This is a genomic window from Asticcacaulis excentricus CB 48 (assembly GCF_000175215.2).
In the GTDB taxonomy this organism is placed as follows: Bacteria; Pseudomonadota; Alphaproteobacteria; order Caulobacterales; family Caulobacteraceae; genus Asticcacaulis; species Asticcacaulis excentricus.
On record NC_014816.1, the window covers coordinates 1,448,227 to 1,470,852 of the forward strand.

The 22,626-nt window shown below is 59.2% G+C and carries 21 protein-coding genes; 6 read left to right on the forward strand and 15 right to left on the reverse strand.

Annotated features, from left to right (window positions below; genetic code table 11):
* Window positions 1-104: 104 nt before the first annotated feature.
* The 9 genes from ASTEX_RS06705 to ASTEX_RS06745 form a co-directional block, all read right to left on the reverse strand.
* Window positions 105-419 carry a hypothetical protein gene (locus ASTEX_RS06705; RefSeq protein ID WP_013478850.1) on the reverse strand — a complete coding sequence of 105 codons (315 nt, stop codon included), beginning with the start codon at window positions 417-419 and terminating at the stop codon, window positions 105-107.
* Between the two features lie 82 nt (window positions 420-501).
* A complete protein-coding gene (gene serS / locus ASTEX_RS06710; RefSeq protein ID WP_013478851.1) occupies window positions 502-1,908 on the reverse strand; it encodes a serine--tRNA ligase in 1,407 nt (468 codons plus the stop codon).
* A 161-nt stretch (window positions 1,909-2,069) separates the two neighbouring features.
* A complete protein-coding gene (tatC, locus tag ASTEX_RS06715) occupies window positions 2,070-2,969 on the reverse strand; it encodes a twin-arginine translocase subunit TatC (protein WP_013478852.1) in 900 nt (299 codons plus the stop codon).
* Window positions 2,966-3,553, reverse strand: coding sequence for a Sec-independent protein translocase protein TatB (gene tatB / locus ASTEX_RS19655; RefSeq protein ID WP_013478853.1), 588 nt, complete (start codon window positions 3,551-3,553; stop codon window positions 2,966-2,968). Before tatB ends, tatC begins: the two co-directional genes overlap by 4 nt.
* An 86-nt stretch (window positions 3,554-3,639) precedes the next feature.
* Window positions 3,640-3,846: a twin-arginine translocase TatA/TatE family subunit gene (locus ASTEX_RS06725; RefSeq protein ID WP_013478854.1), complete on the reverse strand. Its 207-nt coding sequence runs from the start codon at window positions 3,844-3,846 to the stop codon at window positions 3,640-3,642.
* A 120-nt stretch (window positions 3,847-3,966) separates the two neighbouring features.
* A complete protein-coding gene (gene scpB, locus ASTEX_RS06730) occupies window positions 3,967-4,638 on the reverse strand; it encodes an SMC-Scp complex subunit ScpB (protein WP_013478855.1) in 672 nt (223 codons plus the stop codon).
* Window positions 4,635-5,492 carry a segregation and condensation protein A gene (locus tag ASTEX_RS06735; protein ID WP_013478856.1) on the reverse strand — a complete coding sequence of 286 codons (858 nt, stop codon included), beginning with the start codon at window positions 5,490-5,492 and terminating at the stop codon, window positions 4,635-4,637. The genes scpB and ASTEX_RS06735 overlap by 4 nt, the downstream gene beginning before the upstream one ends.
* Window positions 5,493-5,495: 3 nt before the next feature.
* Complete coding sequence (gene nagZ, locus ASTEX_RS06740; RefSeq protein WP_013478857.1) at window positions 5,496-6,587, reverse strand: beta-N-acetylhexosaminidase; 1,092 nt, start codon at window positions 6,585-6,587, stop codon at window positions 5,496-5,498.
* A gap of 14 nt (window positions 6,588-6,601) precedes the next feature.
* On the reverse strand, window positions 6,602-7,375 hold the full coding sequence (locus ASTEX_RS06745) for an SPOR domain-containing protein (protein WP_013478858.1): 774 nt from the start codon (window positions 7,373-7,375) through the stop codon (window positions 6,602-6,604).
* 238 nt (window positions 7,376-7,613) lie between these two features.
* On the opposite strand from ASTEX_RS06745, the gene ASTEX_RS06750 reads away from it, so the two are divergent.
* Complete coding sequence (locus ASTEX_RS06750; protein ID WP_013478859.1) at window positions 7,614-8,102, forward strand: hypothetical protein; 489 nt, start codon at window positions 7,614-7,616, stop codon at window positions 8,100-8,102.
* A gap of 17 nt (window positions 8,103-8,119) precedes the next feature.
* Here the strand turns inward: ASTEX_RS06750 and ASTEX_RS06755 are convergent, their stop codons facing one another.
* Genes ASTEX_RS06755 through ASTEX_RS06765 form a run of 3 tightly spaced genes read right to left on the reverse strand, consistent with a single transcriptional unit; the run spans window position 8,120 to window position 11,678 of the window.
* Window positions 8,120-9,037 (reverse strand): CPBP family intramembrane glutamic endopeptidase, encoded by a 918-nt coding sequence (locus ASTEX_RS06755; RefSeq protein ID WP_013478860.1) that lies wholly within the window; start codon window positions 9,035-9,037, stop codon window positions 8,120-8,122.
* Window positions 9,038-9,093: 56 nt separating this feature from the next.
* A complete protein-coding gene (locus tag ASTEX_RS06760; RefSeq protein ID WP_013478861.1) occupies window positions 9,094-10,671 on the reverse strand; it encodes a cisplatin damage response ATP-dependent DNA ligase in 1,578 nt (525 codons plus the stop codon).
* Complete coding sequence (locus ASTEX_RS06765; RefSeq protein WP_013478862.1) at window positions 10,668-11,678, reverse strand: ligase-associated DNA damage response exonuclease; 1,011 nt, start codon at window positions 11,676-11,678, stop codon at window positions 10,668-10,670. Before ASTEX_RS06765 ends, ASTEX_RS06760 begins: the two co-directional genes overlap by 4 nt.
* A gap of 76 nt (window positions 11,679-11,754) precedes the next feature.
* On the opposite strand from ASTEX_RS06765, the gene ASTEX_RS06770 reads away from it, so the two are divergent.
* The 3 genes from ASTEX_RS06770 to ASTEX_RS06780 all read left to right on the forward strand — a co-directional run bounded on the left by ASTEX_RS06770 (window position 11,755) and on the right by ASTEX_RS06780 (window position 15,487).
* On the forward strand, window positions 11,755-14,202 hold the full coding sequence (locus ASTEX_RS06770; protein ID WP_013478863.1) for a ligase-associated DNA damage response DEXH box helicase: 2,448 nt from the start codon (window positions 11,755-11,757) through the stop codon (window positions 14,200-14,202).
* Entirely contained in the window at window positions 14,186-14,854 is a 669-nt protein-coding gene (pdeM, locus tag ASTEX_RS06775) for a ligase-associated DNA damage response endonuclease PdeM (RefSeq protein WP_013478864.1), read from the forward strand. Before ASTEX_RS06770 ends, pdeM begins: the two co-directional genes overlap by 17 nt.
* Window positions 14,855-14,923: 69 nt before the next feature.
* Window positions 14,924-15,487: a lipocalin family protein gene (locus ASTEX_RS06780; protein ID WP_013478865.1), complete on the forward strand. Its 564-nt coding sequence runs from the start codon at window positions 14,924-14,926 to the stop codon at window positions 15,485-15,487.
* A gap of 28 nt (window positions 15,488-15,515) precedes the next feature.
* Here the strand turns inward: ASTEX_RS06780 and ASTEX_RS06785 are convergent, their stop codons facing one another.
* The gene (locus ASTEX_RS06785) at window positions 15,516-16,403 is read right to left on the reverse strand and encodes a LysR substrate-binding domain-containing protein (RefSeq protein ID WP_013478866.1); all 888 of its coding nucleotides are present in this window, start codon (window positions 16,401-16,403) and stop codon (window positions 15,516-15,518) included.
* An 88-nt stretch (window positions 16,404-16,491) separates the two neighbouring features.
* Here ASTEX_RS06785 and ASTEX_RS06790 point away from each other — a divergent pair, with 88 nt between their 5' ends.
* Window positions 16,492-17,457, forward strand: coding sequence for a sodium-dependent bicarbonate transport family permease (locus tag ASTEX_RS06790; protein ID WP_013478867.1), 966 nt, complete (start codon window positions 16,492-16,494; stop codon window positions 17,455-17,457).
* Between the two features lie 91 nt (window positions 17,458-17,548).
* Window positions 17,549-18,565: a LacI family DNA-binding transcriptional regulator gene (locus ASTEX_RS06795; protein ID WP_013478868.1), complete on the forward strand. Its 1,017-nt coding sequence runs from the start codon at window positions 17,549-17,551 to the stop codon at window positions 18,563-18,565.
* Here ASTEX_RS06795 and ASTEX_RS06800 read toward each other — a convergent pair whose 3' ends face one another.
* Window positions 18,566-19,795, reverse strand: coding sequence for an MFS transporter (locus ASTEX_RS06800; RefSeq protein ID WP_013478869.1), 1,230 nt, complete (start codon window positions 19,793-19,795; stop codon window positions 18,566-18,568). It abuts the gene before it with no gap.
* A 174-nt stretch (window positions 19,796-19,969) separates the two neighbouring features.
* Window positions 19,970-22,402 carry a TonB-dependent siderophore receptor gene (locus ASTEX_RS06805; RefSeq protein WP_013478870.1) on the reverse strand — a complete coding sequence of 811 codons (2,433 nt, stop codon included), beginning with the start codon at window positions 22,400-22,402 and terminating at the stop codon, window positions 19,970-19,972.
* Between the last annotated feature and the right edge of the window lie 224 nt (window positions 22,403-22,626).

Consider the following 22,626-nt stretch of genomic DNA (forward strand, 5'->3'; position numbering starts at 1 on the left):
GACATTCCTAATTGGTTTAGGGGTGACATTCTCATATGGGCGCTACACCAATATATCGCATAATATAGATTATGGGAAATAAATTGCCGTGCGACTGACAGGGCTTAATGCCGCAGCCTTGACACTGGCTCAGACAGTTTGAGAGCCGCTTGCATATGGCCGGAGGTGGCGCAGGCCGCCGCATCAACCACGGCATCAAAGGCGTCGGCCAGCGCCATTTGCCGGGCCGCCAGCGCCTTGAGCATCTGACGCACATAAAAGCCGATGACAGCCATGGCGTAGTCGGTCTTGCCGTCGATCTGGCTGGCGATGATTTCCACCAGTTCAAGCTCGGCTTCTTCAGGCGGCAGGTCCCGGCGCGTAAAGGCGCACAGCGTGGCACCGACCGAACGTTCAATCAACGACGGATGGGTCTGCATGGCACTCACTCGAAAATAAGATGAGAGTGTGCCACTGTTTTAATAAAAAATCTATCCACAGGCGAATTTGGCCCGCGCTGGCTCAGCCGATGTGCGTCAGGCCGCCCATATAGGGTTGCAGCACGCTGGGGATAGCGATGCGACCGCCCTCGTCCTGATAATTTTCCATGATCGCCACCAGCGTGCGGCCGACCGCCAGACCCGAACCGTTCAGCGTATGCAGGAAGCGCGTGCCCTTTTCGCCGGCCTTGCGTGTGCGGGCGTCCATGCGGCGCGCCTGGAAATCTCCGCAGTTGGAGCAGGACGAAATTTCGCGATAGGTGTTCTGCGACGGCAGCCACACCTCAAGGTCATAGGTCTTGCGCGCGCCAAAGCCCATATCACCGGTGCACAGCAGCATGGTGCGGAAGCTGAGGTCGAGCTTTTTGAGGATGGCCTCGGCGCATTCGGTCATGCGCTCATGCTCGGCTGCCGACTGTTCCGGCGTGGTGATCGACACCAGTTCGACCTTCTGGAACTGATGCTGACGAATCATGCCCTTGGTGTCGCGGCCCGCCGACCCGGCTTCGGCGCGGAAGCAGTTGGTCAGGGCCGTCAGACGCAGCGGCAGTTCCTCTTCCGCCGTAATGGCTTCGCGCACGAGGTTGGTCAGAGACACTTCGGCGGTGGGGATGAGGTAGCGGGCGTTTTCACCCATTTGAGCAATAATCAATTCGTATGTTTGCTCATCAAGCGACTTCAGTTCTATTCCTGCCTCACGCGCCTGACCAGCCAGACGTTCACGGCTAAACGTAAGACCTGCTTTAAACAAATCTTCTTCGAACTTCGGCAATTGCCCCGTACCAAACAGCGCATTTTCGCGCACCAAAACCGGCGGATTGACTTCGGTGTAGCCGTGCTCGGTGGTTTGGGTGTCGAGCATCCACTGACCTATGGCGCGTTCCAGACGCGCCAGTTGCCCCTTAAGCACCACAAAGCGCGAGCCAGACATCCTGGCCGCCGCTTCGAAGTCCATCAATGGGCCAGTTGGCCCCTTAAGCGCTTCGCCCAGATCGGCGTGATCCTTGGCCAGGAAGCTGAGGATATTCGGCGCGCCGTGGCGGCGAATTTCGACATTGCCCGCCTCATCCTCGCCCAGCGGCACGTCCTCAAACGGGATATTGGGCAGCGAGGCCAGCAGGGTGCGTAGGTCCTCTTCGGTCTGACGCTCGGTTTCCTGCGCCACGGCAATCGCGCCTTTCAGGCCCTCGACTTCGGTCATCAGTTCAGCGGCCCGCGCCTCGTCCTTTTGCGCCTTGGCCTTGCCGATTTCCCCGGACAGCTTCTTCAACTGTGCCTGATTGGTCTCGAAGGTCGTCTTGGCGGCACGCAGGTCTTTGTCCAGCGTCAGCAGCGCATCGACATCGGCTTGAGCCGACTCACGGCCACGCGATGACCAGCCCCTTACATAGGCTTCTGGTGTTTCGCGTAAAGCTTTGATATCGTGCATGGAAGTGTCCTCAAGGTCTCGGTGGACAGGTCGCCCCACCCACCGCTTCGCGGTCCCCCCTCCCCGCTGCGCAGGTAGGGAGGAAAAATCCTTCCCCGTTTACGGGGAAGGTGGATTTCTCGTCAATGCTTCATTGACGAGAAAGACGGAAGGGGGATGGCTCAGCTTACAATCGACGGCTCTTTGCGCCGCCATTCGATCACCCGCACGCACAGGATCGAGATTTCGTACAAGAGCACAATCGGAATGGCGAGCATGAGCTGCGAAATGGGGTCCGGCGGCGTGACCACGGCTGCAACGACCACGATCCCCAGAATGGCGTAGCGACGGCCCGATGACAGCATTTTCGACGACACCATTCCGGTCAGGCCAAGCAGCGTCAGCACAATCGGCAACTGAAAACAGGCGCCGAAGGCCAACATCAGGGTGGTGACCAACGACAGATATTCGGACACCTTGGGCATCAGTTGCACGGTGACGGCCCCTGCCCCCAGAATTTGCTGGCTCAATGAGAACCACAGCACCATCGGCAGGATAACGTAATAGACAAGCAGTGCCCCCATTACGAACAGCACTGGCGCGGCGATCAGGAACGGCAAAAAGGCCATGCGCTCGCGCTTGTAGAGGCCCGGTGCAACAAAGCGATAGAGGTGCCAGGCGATCACAGGGAAGCTTAGGATAACCGCCCCAAAGCCCGCCATCTTCATCTTGGTGAACAAGAATTCCAGCGGTGCCGTAGTGATCAGCGCCACGCTGTTCTTTGCCTGCGGCACTTCTTTGAGGCCCAAAATGATCTCGATCAGATCGAATGGCCCGGCCCCATGTCCGCCACTGGCGCGCGAGGCCTCAAACATGCGGTTGGCCATCTCATAGGGATGGGTTAGGAAGATGTAGATCGGCTCGGCGAAGCCAAAGCACAGCAGAAATGCCGCCACAAAGGCCACGACCATCCAGATCAGGCGCGAACGCAACTCAATCAGGTGGTCCATCAGTGGCGCGCGCGACGCCTCGATCTCGGCCTCATCAGGGTGGAGGTCGTCTTTGGTCACCAGATCGTTCATGACGGGGAAGTCTCAGTCGTCTTTTTGGCGCGGTTGCGCTTAGGTTTAGACACAACCGTTTCAGCTTCAGCCACAACCGATGCATTTTCAACGGCTTCGGCGGCTTTCTTCGCGCGCGGCTTGCGCGGCTTCTTTTCCGGCTCTGCTATGGCTGGGTCCGCTGCCGGCTTAGGCACTTCGGGTTCGTCGGTCAGAGACGGCTTGCCGAAATCCGCCGGGGTGTGCCCATGATCATAGGCATCGGGCGACGGTACATCGACATTGTCGCTGTAATAGTGACCCTTGGGCGGGATGGCGTCGTTGATCTCGCCTTCGATGCGCCGCATGTCTTCGCGGATGTCGTCGATGACGGGCGAGGTGACATTGCCGGAGCGCAGCGCCTCCACCTCCTTACGCAGATCGTCGAGTTCCGACTGACGCGCCATGTCGTCGAAGGAGGTGCGAAATTCGTCGGCCATGGAGCGCATCTTGGCCACAAAGCGACCCAGTTGCCGCAACAGCTTCGGCAAATCCTTGGGCCCCACCACAATCAGGGCCACCACCGCAATGAGTACGAGCTCAGAGCCCCCAATACCGGGCAGCATTCAAATTACGCCTTAGGGTCAGAACAAGAAAAAGCAACCGCCCCTTTTTAGCGAGGGGCGGTCACGCACAAAATAACGAAAAAGGCTTAGGCCGCGTCCTTGTCAGTGACGGTCTTGGCCGTTTCAGGCTTGGCTTCGTCCTTCTTGACGTCCTCGTCCTTGAGGCCGTCCTTGAAGGCTTTGATGCCCTTTGCGGCATCGCCCATCAGGCCCGACAGCTTTCCGCGGCCGCCAAACAGCAGCAGCGCGACAACCGCGACGATGGCCCAGTGCCAGATGCTCATGCTACCCATGTCAGATCTCCATACGCGCGGCGCTGCCTTGCGGCGGCGCATCTTCGGGATACAAGTATTGCTCTCTTATAGGCGTATTGTAGGCGTACATCAAAGCGAAAATAAGCCCAACTCCACCGTCTAGTCGCGGTCGCTGTCGGCGCCTTCAAAGAAATCCTGTGCAAACTCGACCTGTTCCAGCTCTTCAAGACCGATGGGGTCTTCGGCCTCCCGCGCGCCGCCGGGTTCGGGGATGACGAAATCGGCGGGGACATTGAGGTCGAGCAGACCGGCAGCGCGCATTTCTGCCGCGCCTGGCAGGTCGTGAAGGCTGGGTAGCGAAAACACCTCCAGGAAGTGTTCGGTCGTGCCATAGGTAACCGGGCGGCCCGGCGAACGCCTGCGTCCCCGCAGACGGATCAGGTTCATCTCATGCAGCACATCCAGCGTGCCGCGCGACAGGCCGACGCCGCGAACCGTCTCGATCTCCGCCCGTGTGACCGGCTGGTGATAGGCAATGATGGCGAGAGTTTCCAAAGCAGCTTTGGACAGACGGCGCGGTTCCTCGCGTTCTTCGACCATCAGGTGGCTGAGGTCAGGCGCAGTGCGGAACTGCCATTTGTCGGCTACAACTTCGAGGGTCACGCCCCGGTCGGCGTAGCGGCTTTTGAGCGCCGCCAAAGCCTTACCCACATCAGCCCCTTCGGGCAGGCGACGCGCGAGATCAGCCGCCGAAAGAGGGGCCGCAGCGGCAAACAACAGGGCCTCGATGGCGCGTTCGATATCGAGTTTGGCGGACAAATCGAGGGTCATCGTCCCTCCATCAGCGGGAGGCGACGGCGCAGGTAAAGCGTGTCGAACGTGCCCAGTTGCTGCACCTGCATCAGGCCCTCCTTGGTCAGTTCTAGCCCCGCCGATAAGGTCGAAGCGATGTAGGAGGCGCGGCGCGGACCGCCCTCGCCGACCGGCTGCGGCGCAATTTCATCTAGCGCCGTCCAGTCCGATAACTGCGGCAGCACATCACGCAGATGGTCGCGCGCGTCCTCCAGCGCGAAGGCCTCGACGCGCATGGTAGGGTCGTAATGGCGAGCGATTTCGCGCTGCCTCTGGGTGACATAGGCCCCCATCAGATCAAATAGCGACACATCCAGTCGTGACGACGGCAGAATTACTGTGGCCTGCGGATCACCACGCGCGAACACGTCGCGTTTTAATTGGGGGCGAGAGGTGATGGCCTCCACCGCCTTACGGATAGCCTCCAGTTTCTTGAGGCGAAAGGCCAGCGCAGCGGCCAGTTCTTCCGGTTCCGGCTCATCGCTTTTCTTGCGTTCCGGTACCGGCAGCAGCAGACGGGATTTGAGATAGGCCAGCCACGAGGCCATGACCAAATAGTCGGCCGCCAGCGAAAAACGCAACCGCCGTGCCTGCTGGATGAATACGAGATACTGCTCAGCCAGTCGCGTGATCGAAATTTTCAGCAGATCGACCTTCTGCTGCCGCGCCAGTTCCAGCAGCACGTGGAGGGGGCCTTCGTAGCCATCGAGATCGAGCAGAAGGGCGTCGTCGGCCTCAATTTCCGCCACGGGCACGGCATCGGTCGTGAAATCGAGGCGGTGCTGAAACACCTCGTTTTCAAGCCCCGGCAAAGCGCCCCCGCGCGTGTTCACGACTTAGTAGACCTCCTGATAGGCGGTCGGATCGACGAAATCCTCATACTCTTCGCGCACAGTGACGGGACGGTGCAGCAACACCTGAAGGCGGCCGCGCGCCTCTTCGATGTTCAGCGGTTCGATCTTATGCTTAAGGCGCAGGAGCGCGCGTTCGAGACGCTGCTGAACCTTGCCGCGGATGGTTGGCACGAAGACCGACACGGCCTTCATCTCCTCAAGGTCGCCGCTGCAATGCAGGACGATGTCGCAACCGGCGCGCAGCGACGCCCGTGCCCGCGCCCCAACCGGACCTTTCAGCGCGCCCATGCCGATGTCGTCGCTGAGCAGCAGGCCGTCAAAGCCGACCTCTTCGCGGATGACCTTGATCACCTTTTTGGAGGTGGTAGCCGGGTTGCGGCGGTCGAGCGCCGTGTAAACGACGTGCGCTGTCATGGCTAAGGGCATGTCAGCATTGACGGAGAAAGGCAGGAAATCGACCTTTTCCAGTTCATCACGACGCGCCTTAACGACCGGCAGTTCGTGATGCGAATCGACCTGAGCGCGGCCATGACCGGGCGCGTGCTTAATCACCGGCAGCACCCCGCCGGCCAAAAATCCTTCGGCGGCGGCGCGGCCCATGATGGCCACCGTCTCAGCGGTCAGGCCATAGGCCCGGTCACCGACTACGTCGTGAGTGCCCGCCTGCGGGACATCCAGCACCGGTGCACAATCCACATTGACGCCCAGCGCGCGCAGATCGTGTGCCATCAGTTGCGCGCCCATGCGGACATATTCGCGCTGTTCAAACGGTGAGTTGGCCACGGCTTCATAGGCGGCGGCGGGCGGGTAGGACGGCCAGTGCGGCGCTTTGAAACGCTGCACACGCCCGCCTTCCTGATCGACCAGGATCAGAACATCGGGGTGGCCGGCCGCGGCCTTGAGTGTACTGATTAAAGCACGAACCTGTTCCGGCGTGTCGATGTTGCGCTTGAACAGTATAAAGCCCAGCGGCTTTTTAGAGGCAAAAAACGCCTGCTCAGCGGCGGACAGCTCAAGCCCTGCGCAGCCGTAAATGGCTGCGGAAACCTTGGCTTTTTGTTTTATATTCAGCATGTTTTACCGGACTCTTACTTCACGAAACAGGTCTTGCCCGCCGATTTCAGCGCGTTGCAGAATTGCTGAGCCTTCTCCTTGGAAGCAAAGCCGGTAAAGGAGGTTCTGTAAAAAGTCGATCCGTCGCGATCGACCTTTTCGACCACCTTGCGCGTGCCGCCGAGGAATAGGCCATAGGATGAGGCCAAGGCGGCGAATTCACGGTCAGCGATAGCCTGCGAAGAGAAGGCGCCAATCTGCACAGATGCGCCGCCGGAGACCGGCGCAGCCACGGGCTTCATCTCGGGTTTACTTTCTGCGACTTTCACAGGTTCAGCAGGTTTCGTGGCCACTGGGGCCGGTTGCGCAGGCTGTGTTGGTTGCGTCGGCTGAGTGGCCGGCGGCAGCAGGTTGTCATTAGAGCTGGGGGCCCCCGGGGCCGCGGCCGAAGAGGCTTCGCGGGCTTGCGGAGCCTCTGTGTCATTGGCAAAAACGGGCGCGGCGCCTGAGGCATGCGCTTCCTGACTGACCGAAGGATCGAGTAGGTCCTCGTCGCTCAGCGGCTTGGCTTCCTCTATACTGCCGTCCTTATAGGCAGTCAGTGGGTCACCCACATCCGTGACCTTACGGGTGTTCAGACCGGAATTGTAGAACAGTACGACCGCCAGCAGCAGTACCACCAGCACGATAAACGACGCGATCAAGGTGATCGGGGTCTGATCCCGCTTCGGTGCGGTACGACGGCTGTCGTAGTTCAGATGATCCTCGGTCGGCGGCGTGTAAGTGCCGCGCTCATTGTCTTCCACCATGACCTTAAAATCCTGTAGTTGCGCCTTTACGAATCATGCGCAGCGAAGCACGCCATTTTGGCAGGGTTAAGTCCATACGAAAAGAGAGGCCCATCTAAAAAGCGGCGCGCGACCCTTATACACGTCTGTTTTCGCTAGCGAGGCAAGATTTCAGCGTAAGCGACAGCGTTTTTTATTCCGCGACTTTCGGTTGTAATTTGATAACTCTTTCATGTTACCGTCCAAGGCGGAGGACAGGATGGGCCAGCTCACAGACAAAGACAGGCTGATCTTCATGGCGCACAGCGACCTGCGTGTGATCGTTCTACGTCCTGTTGGCGCCCTGCCGCCGGAAGTCCTTATTGAGCAATTCTTCCTGTCGCTCAAGCGCGTGGAGGGGCCCTGGCTTTATCACCGACTGGTCGATATGCGGCGTTATGACCGTGATTTCAGCAGCGAACACGTCACAAATCTGGCCAAACGCTGGCAGGGCCTGCGCGGGCGTCACAAGTGCTACGCCCATGTCGCACTGGTCTGTGCGTCGCGTTGCGAGCGCTGGCATCAAGCAGGACCACTGCCCGGTTTTCCCAATGAAACCTTATGCCGTTTCACCAGCTATTCGCACGCGTTCAACTGGCTGACAGCTAAGGATCGGCACGCCTATCTCTTGCAAATTGCTGATGCGCAGACGGATCAGGCGCGCAAATCCCGGCCCTCATCTTTTTCGAGCGATCTGGTACTCGACTAGGCCCCGACACTTTCCCGTCAGACGTCTTCGGGGGGCACTGTCTGCGGCCTGAGTGCACCTTTCAACACCAGATATGCGATCCCGACGATCAGCACGACAGACGTGATAACGCTGCCTTCCGGGCCGAACTTGCCGCCGGTAATCCACCAGTCCGCACCGGTCGATTTTAGATCGGTGACCAGCGGGAGGACATCGAGGTTCTGACCACTGACTTCAACGCCGAACCCGGCCCCCAGAAGGAAATTCCATGCGCTGTGCCACGCGCAGACGCCCCAGAGAGACCGTTCCTGAACCGCGTAGAGACTAAAAAAGATACCCACCAGAACGATGTTCGTCAGACCGAGCAAGAGTTCCTTCGACGGCGGAATATTGGCGGCGTGCAGCAGGGAAAAGACCAGCATGCTGATGCCTATGCCCCAATAGATGCCGTGACGCGACGCCACGACCTGCATCAGATAGCCACGCATCGCAATCTCTTCGGTCGCGCCCTGCACCAAAAAACCCGCAAAAATGGCCGCGATGGGCACAAAGGTCATGAGCCGGGGCTCACCCCATGCGCCGAAGCTTTCGATTGTGTATCCCCCGGCCAGCCAGATACCTCCTATCGCCGCCGCAGCAAAGCCGAAGCCGATCGCCAGCCCCCTCAAATAGCGTTTGAGACCGCCCCTATTGAAGCCGAGCGCCCCGACCCCTCGCCGCTCAAACAGAAAGGTCCAGAGGAAAAAGATGAGGGCTATTGGCGCAAAGAACAGCAGCATCAGCGCGTCGGCGCGCCAGTCGATGCCTGTAGCCAAAGGTAACTTAAGCCACGTCATCGCTATCACGACGGGGATCTGCCCCAGAATGATGAAGACGATCGTGAGCACGATCGCCGCCCATGTCCATGTGCGACGCGCCTTTTCCGGACGCGGTGCGTAAAGATCAATACCTGCCATGCAGAAACCCCTGAGTAACGCCGCACAGTCTCATCAAATGAAACGTACGGCAAGCCTCAGCTTGTCCCTGCAAGAGGTTCGAGAATGCTTAGATGATCGGCCTCCTGGGCCGGCTTGTCCCAGCGGATCCGACTTATGCGCGGGAAGCGCAGGGCATAGCCTGATTTGTGGCGTTTGGAACGGTTGACAGCGTCAAAGGCAACCTCAAACACAAGCTCTTTCTTCACTTCTCGCACCGGCCCAAAGCTGTTGAGTGTGTTGTGGCGCACCCACTTGTCCAGCTCCTTCAACTCGAAATCGGTAAAACCAAAATAGGCCTTGCCGATCGGCAGAAGTTGGTTCCCCGACCACAATCCGAAGGTAAAGTCGGAATAGAAGCTTGACCGCTTGCCCGATCCGCGTTGCGCGTACATCAGAACTGCATCGACCAGTTTGGGAGTGATCTTCCACTTGTACCAAGGCCCCGTCGGCCGCCCGGCGACGTAGGCGCTGTCGCGGTGTTTGAGCATGAGACCTTCGATGACCGAGGCGTTTTCGACGCTGGCGCGTAAGGCCTCCAGTTCGGCAAAGTCTCCAAAGGGCAGTTGCGGCGACAAACGGATGCCATAGGGCCGGTGGTGCTCAAGCGCGGCCTGCAACAGGGCACGGCGCTGTTCATAGGGCTGGGCGCGCATATCCTCGCCTTGAAGAAACAGCACATCATAGGCGACAATTGCCGCCGGATAATCGGCCATATATTTTGCCGATGGGGCCTTGCGCCCCAGTCGCTGCTGGAGGTCGTTGAACGTCCCCATCTCTTCGCCGCGCTGCACCAGCAGTTCGCCGTCCAGCACCGCATGAAAATTCAGATGCGCCAGCGCGTCCGGAAACGAGCCGGAGATATCATCGCCGGTCCGCGTAAACAGAGCCCGTCCCAGAGCCGAGTCCACCACCTGAACGCGGATTCCGTCATACTTCCATTCGGCTGCATAGGTTTCCGGCGTGATCAGGGCGTGGTCTTTGGCCTCCAGCGGGTGGGCCAGCATGACCGGGGTGAAGGTCAGGCGCCCGCTGACGACCGGCTCTGGCCCCTGCCCTTCGAGCCAGTCGAACAACGGTTGATAAGGCGCGTCGATGCCGTGCCACAGGCTCTCGATACGTTCGACCGGTTGATCACCAAATTTCGCCAGCACTTGCTTGAGCAAACGCCCCGACACGCCGATGCGCAGTGCCCCGGCCCCGATCTTGAGTAGAGCCCAGCGTTCGGGCGAGGTCATCTGATCGAGCAACCCCACCACATAGTCGGGCAGTTGCGCCTTGGGCGTATCGCGAAAGGCTCCGACTACTGCGTGAAGCGGCGGTAAGTCGCCCGGTTCGGCTTCGGCGGCCGGCCACAGATGGGCGACTGTTTCCGACAGCTCACCCACATAGTCATGGCTTAGGGCGAGAAGCGTCGGATCGACACGCGCGCGGATCAGCTCCATCACCATTGAGCGCCGGAAATTGGGCAGGGACAGCTCACCTGCGATAATCGCCACCGCATAGCCGCGGTCCGGATCAGGCGTGGTGCGCAGATAGTCGAGTAACAGCCGCGTCTTGCCGAGTGTCGATGGCTCGTAATAGAGGCTTTCCAGCAGACGGGAAAAGGCTTTCATTCCGCATCATCCTCATAACCGATCAGGTGCAAGGCGCGTCCCTTCAGCCCCATCAGTGTTGCCTGATGCACCAATGCGTCGTCGCGGCCATGCGTCACCCATACCTCCGGCGCGCCGACATCTCTGAGAGTCTCGACCAGTTCGTCCCAGTCCGCATGGTCGGAAATCACAAGAGGCAGTTCGACGCCTTTTTGTTTGGCGCGCGCCCGTATGCGCATCCAGCCGGAGGCTGCCGCCGTCAGCACCTCTGGCAGCCGGCGTGACCAGCGGTCCTTGAGCGCCGAGGGCGGACAAAGGACGATCTTTCCGGCTAGCGTCCGGGCGTTTTCCGCCGTCACCGGCGCCAGCGGCCCTAGATCAATGCCAAGTGACTGATAAAGATCGCACAACCGTTGCATGGCGCCGTGCAGATAGAGAGTATCAGCGTACCCCGCGGCGCGCAGGGCGCAAATCACGCGCTGACACTTGCCCAGGGCATAGGCACCGACCAAATGACAGCGATCGGGAAACTGCCGCAGCGAGGCCAGCAGGCGTGCGATCTCATCCGCCAGCGGCGGATGTCGAAACACTGGCAGGGCGAACGTCGCCTCGGTGACGAAGACATCGCACGGCACCGGTTCAAACGGCACGCAGGTTGGGTCCGCCCGACGCTTATAATCGCCGGAAAAGACGATGGTGGACCCGTCATATTCAAGCCGCGCCTGCGCCGAACCTAAGATATGCCCCGCCGGGTGCAGGCTGAGGCGCACGCCATTGATGTCAACCATTTGCCCATAGGCCAATGGATGCTCGGCCTCGCTGAAATGATCTTCGCCATAGCGGCTGCGCATGATGGCGAGCGTTTCCGGCGTCGCAAACACGTGCTGATGGCCGGCTCGCGCGTGATCGGCATGGCCGTGCGTTATGACCGCGACTTCGACCGGTTGCATGGGGTCGATAAAGAATCCACCGGGCCGGCACCACACGCCTTCGGGCCGGATTTCGATCCAGTCACGCGGATGGGTCACTGATCACCCCGGCGATCTTGAACGTAACGGGTGGTATAACTGCCTTTTTATAACTGTTCACGCTAAAAACGTCCCCATGACGATACCTGATGCCTTCCAGTCCTGGTTTACCTTGCAAGGCTGGACCCTGTTGCCGCATCAGCGTGAGATGACGGCGCGCTTTGCCGCCGGTCATTCGACGCTTCTGACCGCACCGACCGGCACTGGAAAGACGCTGGCAGGGTTTTTGGGGTCCCTGATTGATATTACGCAGACGCGGCCAAACGGTTTGCACACGCTGTATATTTCGCCGCTGAAGGCGTTAAATTACGATATCGAACGCAATGTCACAGCGATGATCGAAGCGTTAAGCCTGCCAGTGCGTGTGGAAAGCCGCACAGGGGACACGTCGCAACACCGTCGCCAGCGCCAACGCGCCAAGCCCCCGCATATCCTGCTGACGACACCGGAATCACTGATGCTGCTGCTGTCCTATCCTGACGCGGCAAAGATGTTCGGCACGCTAAAGGCCGTCATTATCGACGAAATCCATCAGGTGGCGGCGTCGCGTCGCGGCGACCTGATTGCGCTGGCGTTGGCGCAGCTTGAGGCCTACAGCCCGGGCTTTCGCCGCATCGGGCTGTCGGCCACGGTGGCCGAGCCTGAGCTGTTCTGCGGCTGGCTGGGGCTGGAGAATAAACGCGTCGACCATCTCGACAGCCGCACCCTGGGTATGGCTGAGGCCGCGCCCGAAGTGGCCATACTGCCCACGCGCAAAGCGCCGCCCTATAACGGCTTCATGGCGCTATATGCGGTGCCGGAAATCCTGTCTGAGATTGCGAAGGCCCGCACCGCCATCGTCTTCGTCAATACCCGCGCTCAGGCCGAGCTCCTGTTTCAGTTCCTGTGGGAGGCCAATGAAGAGGCACTGCCTATAGCCATCTACCACGCCTCTCTGACGCGCGAGATGCGGCTGAAGACCATCAGTCTTATGGCCGCAGGCAAGCTGCGGGCGCTGGTTGCCACCTCTGCCATCGAACTGGGGATCGACTGGGGCGATGTCGATCTGGTTATACAGGTCGGAGCACCAAAGGGCGTGAGCCGCCTCTTGCAGCGTATCGGCCGGTCAAACCACCGCGTCGATGTGCCGTCAAAAGCCTTTCTGTGCTCGGCCAATCGCTTCGAAGTGCTGGAATGCGAGGCCGCCATTGCCGCCATCCGTGCAGGGAAACTCGACGGCGATGTCCCTCAGCCGGGGGCGCAGGACGTACTTGCACAGTTCATCCTTAATGCGGCGTGCAGCGCGCCCGTCACGCCCGAAACTCTTTATGCCCTTGTGCGTACCGCATGGTCCTATCGCCACGTGAGCTATGCCGAGTTCGAGACCCTTTTCCGTTTTGTCGTTGATGGCGGCTACGTGCTGCGCAATTACGACCGGTGGCACCGTCTGAGCGAGACCGAACAGGGGTGGATACCGGCCTCCCCCCAGATCTCCCGCCGCCACCGGCAAAATATCGGCGTCATTATCGAGGCCGGAAAGCTCAAGGTGCGTCGTCTGCACGGGCGCGGCGGCAAATATCTGGGGGAAATCGAGGAACAGTTCGGGCAGTCCATGCGTCCAGGTGACACCTTCTTCTTTGCCGGTGAGGTCCTGGCCTTTGAGCGCATCCACGACATGACGCTCGATGCCCGCCCCACCGCGGCCAGGGAGCCGTTGCTGCCCACCTATTCTGGTGGGCAGATGCCGCTTTCGACCTTCCTCGCCGACGGGGTGCGCGGCCTGTTGCAGTCAGAGACGACGCTAAACGAACTGCCGGCTGTGGTGCGCGACTGGTTGAGGCTGCAAACGCGCTTTTCGCGCCTGCCCGACCGTCAGTACCTTTTGGTCGAGAGCTTTCCGCGCGGCAAGCTTTACACCCTGGTCCTCTATACATTTGAGGGCAGGCGCGCCAATCAGACTCTAGGAATGCTGCTGTCGCGGCGCATGGAGCGCTACGAGCTTCATCCCTTGAGTTTCACCATCACCGATTACGGGCTGGCGATCAACAGTGTCGAACAGGTGACCGACGGTATGATTCACGACTTGTTTTCTCCCGACATTCTGGCGGACGAACTGGAGGAGTGGCTGGCGGATTCGCCTATGTTGAAGCGTTCCTTCCGACGGGTGGCGACCATTGCCGGCCTTGTTGAACAGAACAGTAATGCGGCGCGTAAGACACTGAAACAGGTGACCTTTTCAACAGATCTCATCTATGATGTGCTGCGTAAGTACGAGCCCGATCATGTGCTTTTGCGGCTGACGCGCGCCGATGCCGAACGCGAACTTCTGGACCTCGACCGATTGACAGATCTCATTTTGACCTTCCGCGACCGGATCGCCTTTTGCGAACTGCCACGTCCCTCGCCCCTGTCCTTGCCCGTTATTTTGGACGTGCGGACCGAGCGCCTGCCCGGTGGCGGGATCGAGGCCCTGTTGCAGCAGGAAGGCCCCGAAGCGGCCGCCGAACGTCTGATGCAGGAGGTAGTCGATGGCCTCGACGGCTGAGGTAGAGTTCGCGGGTCACCGGATGGTGCTGGATGCCGAACTGGCCCTGTGGTGGCCGGCGCACAGCGTGCTGGCCGTGTCGGATTTACATTTCGAAAAATCGACCTTTTTGGCGCAGTTCGGATCGCCGATCGCCCCTTACGATACGCTGGACACGCTAATGCGCCTCGAAGCGCTCATTATGCGTTATCAGCCGCGCACCCTTGTCCTGCTGGGCGACAGTTTCCACGATCGCGAGGCGTGGCAAAGGCTGGAGGCCGCTACGCGCCACCATCTGCTGAGCCTGTGCGGCGCGGTCGAGTCGTGCCTGTGGGTCGAAGGCAATCATGATGTCGGCCTCATCCGCGACGACAGCCTAACCTTTGTTGACCATCATGTGGTGGACGGAATCGGCTTCCGCCATGAAGCCGAACCTACAGATCAGCCCCAGATTATCGGCCATTTTCACCCGAAGCTGACCACTCGGGTTAGCGGTCACAAGGTTAGCGGCAAGTGCTTTGCCGTCAACCGTAGCCGCCTAATCCTGCCCGCCTTCGGCAGCTTCACCGGCGGGCTCAATATACAGCATGAAATCCTAACTGAAGCGGCGCAGGGTGAGGCCTTTACCCCGTATTTGATTTACGGGCGGACGATTCTGCCAATTCGCAGTTGAAGATACGGAACCGCCGGATCGTATCTTTACAAAGGTACCGGCACGATTAAGCCACACACGGAGACCTAAATGCAAACGCGCAACTACGCCCTGCCCGTCCTCCTCGCTTCCGCCGCCGTTTTGGCCCTAAGCGCTCAGGCCGTATCCGCCAAGCCAGTGGGTAATCCGAAGGTGCCGCCACCGGCCAAGCCGGTCGAACTGACTCGTTATCTGGGCCTGTGGTACGAACTGGGGCGCTATGAGAACCGCTTTGAGAAGGACTGCGATCTGGTTACGGCGCAATACAGCCTGGCCGAAGATGGGAAGATCAACATTCTTAACACCTGCGGGTGGCGCAAAGGCGAACCGGGCAAGTCGTCGAAGGGCAAGGCCATGATCGTCAGCGACAGCGGTAATGCCAAGCTGAAAGTTTCCTTCTTCGGCCCGTTCTATGTCGGCAATTACTGGGTGCTGGATCATGCCGACGACTATAGCTGGTCCATCGTTGGCGAGCCGACTGGGAAGTATTTGTGGATTTTGACCCGTGCACCGTCACCGGCGTTCAAAGTGCGCGAAGACCTCCGCGATCGGGCGCGAGAGCTGGGCTATAACACTGATCTAATCCGCTGGACCAGCCAGACACCACCCAAATAACCTCGCCGCCCATAAAAAAACCCGGTTGTCACCGCGCTGAAGTCGGATGGCGGCCCGACGAAGGCGTTCCGTGATCAAGGCAGTCCATAATGTGGCGTGCTAGCATCTGCCCTACCTCGCCCAGTTCGGGTTGCGCCTGGAGGGCAATCTCTGCATCCGGCAGACTCGGCAAGTCGAAGGCGCGATCTACGATGCGGATGTCGGCCGGGATCATATTGGCCGGCAGCACGCCAACACCCAGGCCTGAGCGCACCGCTGCTAGAGTGCCGGTCAGGCTGGGGCTGGTATAAGCGATGCGCCAGTTCCGCCCCTGCTGATTAAGCGCCAGCAGGGCGCGCGCCCGGTAGATGCAGGGCGAAGGCGACAGTACAAGCGGCAACGGCCCCGAATCGGCGGCCTCACCACTGGCGACCCAGACCAGTGGCTCACGCCACACCCGCACGCCTCCCGTTACCGACTGCGGGTCACGTTTGAGCAGCACAATATCATACAGGCCTTTTTCATAGCCCGACATCAGGTTGAGCGTCAGATCACAATTGACATTCAGGTGCACCCGCGGGTGCAGGCTGCGAAAGGTCGCCAATACGCTCGGCAGGTAGTGGGTGGCAAAATCTTCGGGCGTCCCCAGCCGGATTTCACCCTCCACCTCTGGCTCAGACAGGCGCGACCAAGCCTCACGTTGCAGGTCGATCAGCCGCCGCGCATACCCCAGAAAAACCTCACCACTCTCGGTCAGACGAACATTGCGTTGATTACGTAAAAACAGGCTGTGCCCCAGCGTGTCCTCCAGGCGGCGGATCTGCACGCTCAGAGCCGACTGACTTCGCCCGACCCGTTCGGCCGCACGGGTGAAATGAAGGGTTTCCGCCAGAGCGACAAACGCTCTCAGCGTATGGAAATCGGTGTCAAAGGCCATTAATTCACCTTTTCGATTATAGAGATTAAACTAATTCATTTTATAAATTTATTGCGACCTCGTAAAGGCCTCCTCAGTTGGAGGCCCCATGACAACGTTTGTTTCTCTCTCGCAAAACTTCCTCACCGCACCGGTCCTGTTTTTCGTACTGGGGGCGGCGGCTGGCATTGTCCGATCGAACCTGCACTTCCCCAAAGGTGTCGTGCAGTTTTTGTCCATCTATCTGATGATGTCGATTGGCCTGAAAGGGGGCATTGCCGTGGCAGGTACGGGCACCCTGACCATGGCCCTTCTTATTCTGATAGGCTGTGGTCTGGTGTACGGATTGCTCCAACCGGTTATTGGCTTCTGGCTGTTGAAATTCACCACCCCATTGGACCGCCCGACCCGCGCTGCAGTCAGCGCCCATTACGGCTCGATCAGCGTCGTGACCTTCGCTGCCGCCGTAAGCTGGCTCGACTCGCGTCATCTGCCCTATGCCGGCGTCGTGGTGGCCATTGTCGCGCTGATGGAAGCCCCGGCCATTGTGTCCGGGTTGATGTTGGCGCGCGAGAACACTAAAAATCACTCGCCTTTACATATTCTGTCTGAGACCCTCACCAATGGCGCCGTCTTCCTGCTTCTGGGGGCCTTTATCATCGGCGCGCTGATCGGACCGCAGCAGGCCGAAAAGCTGAAAGGCTTTGTCTTCGAGCCATTTCAGGGGCTGTTGTGTCTCTTCCTGCTAGAAATGGGGCTGACGGTCAGCCGCAATCTTAAGCAGCTTTCAAAGTTCACCCTACCGCTTCTGGCCTTTGGTATCTATATGCCTCTTATTGGGGCTGCACTGGGGATCGTGACGGGCACGTTACTAAGTCTGGATTACGGCACGGCCTATCTGTTTACAGTGCTGTGCGCCTCGGCCTCCTACATTGCAGTCCCGGCGGCGATGCGCGCAGCCCTTCCGGAGGCCGACCCGGCGGTCTATGTGCCCCTCAGCATCGGGGTGACCTTTCCGTTCAACATCCTGATCGGTCTGCCGCTCTACGGCTGGCTTTTGACCGCCGCATCATGACCAGAGCGGTGAGCTGCGGACGAATCCGGGCATAGGCCGTTGAATTACGGCTCGAATGACTCTAACCTGCGGCTATGGAACCGTTTTTGCGATGAGCGACACCCTCCCTGCCAAAGTTAAGATGACCGACATTGCGCGTCTGGCCGAAGTGTCACTGGCCACCGTTTCGCGGGCCCTGGCCGACAGTCCGCTGGTGCCGGAGCCGCAAAAACAGCGCATCATCGCCATCGCCGAAGCGCACGGTTACGCCGTAAATCAGGCGGCACGCAACCTGCGTATGCAAACGACGCGCACCATCGGTCTGGTCCTGCCACTGGGCCACGAAACCGGGCAGCAGATGACCGACCCGTTCCTGCTCGAACTGGTCGGTTACTTGTCCGAAGAGGTGTTCCGGCGCGGCTATGATCTGCTGTTTTCCAAAAATCTTTCACCGCAAAGCGGTTGGCTCAATTCGCTGGTGAAGTCGCACCGCTTCGATGCCATGCTGGTTTTGGGCCAAAGCGATCAGCACGATGAAATCAACGCCATCTCGGCTCACTACAACCCGATGGTGGTGTGGGGCGAGCGTTTGCCGGATCAGGGCTATTGCTCAGTCGGCGTGGACAATGTGCATGGCGGCCGACTGGCGGGGGAGCATCTGCTGAGCAAGGGCCGCAAGCAGATCCTGTTCCTAGGGCCAGCTCAGGTGCCCGAAGTGGCAGCGCGTCTCAAAGGCTTTACTGAGGTCCTCGCACAGGCCGGGCATAAACTCATACCCGCGCAGATCATCGAGACGCACTTCACGCCAGATTCGGCCTATGAAACGGTAAAGGGGCTTGTGGCCTCGCGTCGGCGCTTCGATGCCATCTTTGCCGCATCGGATGTGATCGCGCTTGCCGCAATCAACGCGCTGATTGATGCCGGACGGCGGGTGCCGGAAGACGTGGCGGTTTGCGGCTTTGACGACGTGGCCATGTCCAAGACCATGTCCCCGGCCCTGACCACCGTAAAGCAGGACCTGCGGCTGGGGGCACAACTGATGGTCGATTTGCTGTTCCGGCGGCTTGCGGGAGAAAAGACCTCCTCCGCCGTTCTGGCCGCCGGGTTGATCGAGCGCGCCTCCACCTGATCAGTATTCGGCATTGAGCGCTTTCAGACGCGCACCCGCTGGGTCGCGACGGTGGTTGAAGACCAGCGCTATGAACAAGATCAGGGCAAGGCCGGTGGCTAGCACAAACCCATACTGCGCCCCGCCAAACAGGTCGGACACAGCACCCATGGCAAGAGGCGCCACAACCGCACTCAGGCAAGTGAAGAACAGAATCACGCCACCGGCCGCGCCATGCTGCGCCTTGCGGAAGCCCGATATGCCCTTGGAATTGATCGTCGGGTACATTACTGACATGAACAGGCCCGAGAGGGGCAAACTATAGACTGCCACTGTCTGCCCACCGATCAGGGCCGCCACGAAGCAGACCAGAATAGCACCCGCACACAGCACCAGCACCAGCGTCCATTTCAGACGCGCCAGCATCCACACCCCCAGAAAACGCCCCGTCGCGCGCAGCACGAAGAAGACACTGAGGGCATAAAGCGCTAGCCACACCGCCGGTCCCTGATAACCTTTGAGTAGGGTTGGCATCCACACATAGATGGCCGTCTCTACGCCGACATAGAACATTGCGAGCGCCGAAAAAGCCAGTGCGTAAGGATCACGCACAAGGCTCAACGAGGCTTTCAGGCTGAAAGTGTCGCTCGCGGCCGTCTGCCGGTCGGGATAGCGCACCACAAAGGCCGTTATAATCAGCAACGTACACAGCGTTCCGGCAATCACGTAGAGCCACTTCCACGACGCCCCCGACACCAGAAGTTGTGTTACGATCAGTGGGCCGATAATGGCACCGACGCCGAAAAAGCCTTCGACCATATTCATGACGCGCGTGTGGCTTTCGGTCGAAGTGGAGATATCCCCGATCAGGGCCAGCGCCCCTGTCTTGAACACACCGATGGCCAGCCCTGAGATAAACAGCAGACAAGCAAAGAACAGAAAATCATTGCCGACCGCAAATAGGAAGGAGTTGAGCGCAAACAGGCTTAGCCCAAGAATTATGGTCCACTTGCGCCCCAGACGATCAGCCAGAAACCCCAGCCCTAGGCCGGCAATGGCGATGCCGCCCATAGTGGCGTAATGAAACGCCCCAGCCTCGGTCATACTCAGGCCGTACTCACGTATGACTTCAGGGATGATGACCCCTACGGCATCGGTCGTCATGGCGAACATCATGAACATCAGATAGGTCAGCCCGGTAATCAGGGCGATATTGGCCGGACGGATCAGATGAGGCGCAGATGTCGTCATAGAACAATTCCCTGTGTATCTATCTTTATATATCTAAAGCTAAGAGGCGAATGAAAAAGACCGGGAGCGGGCCGCAGAGGGTATGCGACCTGCTCCCGATGCCTTCACGCCAAGGCACTTTTTGACAACTCATTTGTACCCAAAAGGTGGTGCGCACTTTTTGGCATGAGGTTATCAGAACCGATACTTCAGACTGATCGTTGAGGTGCGGCCATTGATGGCGCGGGCGCGCACATAGTTCGTCGCATTATTGGTGATCGCCCCTTCTTCGACCTCGGTGATCCCGAGAACGTCGAAGGCATTATTGACGTTCAGTGAAACGGTCAGGTCGTGTGTCAGGTTGTAATCAGCAAACAGGTTCGTCTGCACGTAGCCTGGCATGACCAATTGGTTATCGTCCTGCGCATAGGCGTCGGTCGTACCGACAAAGTTAGCCCCGAACTCCAGCTTTTCCATCTTGTAGGTCGGTGTGAACTGGAACACCCATTCGGCCTGACGGCGCGGACGCTTGCCGACCGCGGTCGGGCTCAGGGCGTCCTTGGTAATCTCGGCCTTGGTGTAAGTGGCCCCGCCGTTCAGGCTTAGGTTACCGATACGATAGGCACCTTCAAACTCGATGCCCTTGGCCTCGTACACTCGGTCAAAGAACTTCTGCGAGGTAGCTTCGAAATTCTGCTCCTCAGTTTCCGCGGCAAAGGCCGTCACGAAGACACTAAGCGGGCCGCTGCGGTACTTTAAACCGGCCTCGGTCTGCTTGACGAAGTCGATGGCGTCTTCACGCGATACCGAACCGTCGTCGCGCACCTTACCGAACAACAGGCGGTCAGCATTGGCGCGCGCGCCCTTGGAATAACGGGCGAAGTAGGACAGGTTGTCCGTGGCGCGATAGTTGGCCCCAAGCGAATAGGAGGTGTAGCTCCAGTTATAATTGACCGGCTTAGCCGCCGCGTAATTCACGAACGAGACGCTCTTTTCCGGATTGGAAATCACGCCGTCGCCGTTGACGTCAAAATTGGTCATCTGGGTCGAGGCCGCGTAGGTGCCGCGCGCCTTGCCTTCGTCCTGACGTACCGAGGCTTCGAGCGTCAGCTTGCCCCACTCGCCGCTGGCGATAACATAGGGGGCCACAATGTCGTACTGCACATCATAATGACGGGTGCAGCAGTTGCCCCACACCGGCACGCCATAGGCAAACAGTCCGTTTTGCGACAGGTTAGTGTTGCCGGCATAGAGGTTGAGCAGGCGCGCATTGTCACCAGCCACTTCCATCGCATAGCTGTTCCACACCCAGTCCATATTGATGGTCTGCGACGAATTGTAGAGACCAAAGGTCAGGTCGATCTTCGAACCCAGAGCGTCAAACGTCTTTTGCAGTTTGAGGTCGTTGGCCGAGTTATCGAGGCTGTTCAGGCGCGTATTAAAGGTGTGCATGATCATGGCCAGGCCCGTGAAGGTCGAACCGGCATTTGGCCCATTGGCCACCACAAGGCGCGTCCCTGCTGTGCCGAGAGCCGCGTTGATACCCGACACAATCTCCGCCGAGGTGCCTACCGTCGCCGGGAACGGCGCGATGAAGTTGGCTTCGGTCTTGGCGAAACGGAATTTGTCGTTCAGCGTCCAGCCGCCGCCTACTTCGAACTGCGCTTCACCATTGAAGACGAGGCTTTTCGGGGCCATACCGTCGCGTACATTGGTCAAAGAGCGGTTGTTGCTGCCGTTAAGGCCGGCGTCCTGCATGAAATAGGCCGAGTGGATGGTGTCGGACTTGGCGTCCAGCCCCGGTGCCGACGACCATTTCGGATCGCCATTGGTGCCCGTCACCTTCATGGGCATAGGCAGGTAGCCAATGGCCTTGTCATTCAGATATTTTACGCCCAGACGCAGGAAGCCGTTATCGAACTTGCGAGTGATATTGGCCTTGATCTGCCCGCCCTGATTGGCGGTGTAACCCGCCTTGCGCGGCCCTTCGCCGGAGCGATAGAAACCGCCGATATGGAAGTCGATCTTGTCCGACAGTGCGCCGCCAAATTCAAAATCACCGCGGGTTTGACCGAAGTCGATACCTTGCGTGAGTTGCAGCGTGCCGCCTTCCTTCGCACCGGTCTTTGAGATGACATTAATGATACCGCCGGGCGAATTGGATGCCAGGGTCGAGGCCGTGCCGCCCCGGATGGCTTCGACGCGACCCACCGTCAGATCGGTACGCAGAAAGATGTCCGCATTGCCGAAGGCAATATCGCCGAATTCCAGAACCGGCAGGCCGTCTTCCTGCAACTGAAGGAACTTGGCTCCGCCCGCCGCGACCGGTAGGCCGCGCACAGCGATATTGGCATTGCCTTCACCGCCGGTCGATTCGGAGCGTACGCCGGGGATATTGCGGAAGACTTCGGCGGCCGAACGCGGCGCGAACTTCTGCATGTCCTCAACCTGAATGGCGCTAACCGAGATCGACGTGTCGAGCTTGTTAGCCTTTCGCGCCACGCCGGTGACGATCACTTCGGTGACGCCCGAATCGGCAGACTGATCCTGCGCCATCGCTGGCGCGCCCAGTACCGCCATAAGCGCCACAAACGAAACCCCGCCGGTCGTCCATATCGATTTAGACATACTATTCCTCCTGATGAAGCACCTGGCTCCGCATTTTTCATATCATCCGGACGGGATCTTTGAGTCCCGCTCCGGGCCTGGCTCCGAAAACATCACTTATTGTAAACGTTTTCAAGTCAATTCTTTCGGAAATCACCGATTCCGGACTAAATGAGCTGTGTTTTGGCATATTTGTCACAGCTAAGCCCAACAAGTTCGTCAAATTGCATGAGCTCAAAGAAATT

Coding starts and splice junctions, on each gene's coding strand:
- ASTEX_RS06705 (WP_013478850.1), bottom strand. CDS start 419: ATGCAGACCCATCCGTCGTTGATTGAACGTTCGGTCGGTGCCACGCTG.
- serS (WP_013478851.1), bottom strand. CDS start 1,908: ATGCACGATATCAAAGCTTTACGCGAAACACCAGAAGCCTATGTAAGG.
- tatC (WP_013478852.1), bottom strand. CDS start 2,969: ATGAACGATCTGGTGACCAAAGACGACCTCCACCCTGATGAGGCCGAG.
- tatB (WP_013478853.1), bottom strand. CDS start 3,553: ATGCTGCCCGGTATTGGGGGCTCTGAGCTCGTACTCATTGCGGTGGTG.
- ASTEX_RS06725 (WP_013478854.1), bottom strand. CDS start 3,846: ATGGGTAGCATGAGCATCTGGCACTGGGCCATCGTCGCGGTTGTCGCG.
- scpB (WP_013478855.1), bottom strand. CDS start 4,638: ATGACCCTCGATTTGTCCGCCAAACTCGATATCGAACGCGCCATCGAG.
- nagZ (WP_013478857.1), bottom strand. CDS start 6,587: ATGCTGAATATAAAACAAAAAGCCAAGGTTTCCGCAGCCATTTACGGC.
- ASTEX_RS06745 (WP_013478858.1), bottom strand. CDS start 7,375: ATGGTGGAAGACAATGAGCGCGGCACTTACACGCCGCCGACCGAGGAT.
- ASTEX_RS06750 (WP_013478859.1), top strand. CDS start 7,614: ATGGGCCAGCTCACAGACAAAGACAGGCTGATCTTCATGGCGCACAGC.
- ASTEX_RS06755 (WP_013478860.1), bottom strand. CDS start 9,037: ATGGCAGGTATTGATCTTTACGCACCGCGTCCGGAAAAGGCGCGTCGC.
- ASTEX_RS06760 (WP_013478861.1), bottom strand. CDS start 10,671: ATGAAAGCCTTTTCCCGTCTGCTGGAAAGCCTCTATTACGAGCCATCG.
- ASTEX_RS06770 (WP_013478863.1), top strand. CDS start 11,755: ATGACGATACCTGATGCCTTCCAGTCCTGGTTTACCTTGCAAGGCTGG.
- pdeM (WP_013478864.1), top strand. CDS start 14,186: ATGGCCTCGACGGCTGAGGTAGAGTTCGCGGGTCACCGGATGGTGCTG.
- ASTEX_RS06780 (WP_013478865.1), top strand. CDS start 14,924: ATGCAAACGCGCAACTACGCCCTGCCCGTCCTCCTCGCTTCCGCCGCC.
- ASTEX_RS06785 (WP_013478866.1), bottom strand. CDS start 16,403: ATGGCCTTTGACACCGATTTCCATACGCTGAGAGCGTTTGTCGCTCTG.
- ASTEX_RS06790 (WP_013478867.1), top strand. CDS start 16,492: ATGACAACGTTTGTTTCTCTCTCGCAAAACTTCCTCACCGCACCGGTC.
- ASTEX_RS06795 (WP_013478868.1), top strand. CDS start 17,549: ATGAGCGACACCCTCCCTGCCAAAGTTAAGATGACCGACATTGCGCGT.
- ASTEX_RS06800 (WP_013478869.1), bottom strand. CDS start 19,795: ATGACGACATCTGCGCCTCATCTGATCCGTCCGGCCAATATCGCCCTG.
- ASTEX_RS06805 (WP_013478870.1), bottom strand. CDS start 22,402: ATGTCTAAATCGATATGGACGACCGGCGGGGTTTCGTTTGTGGCGCTT.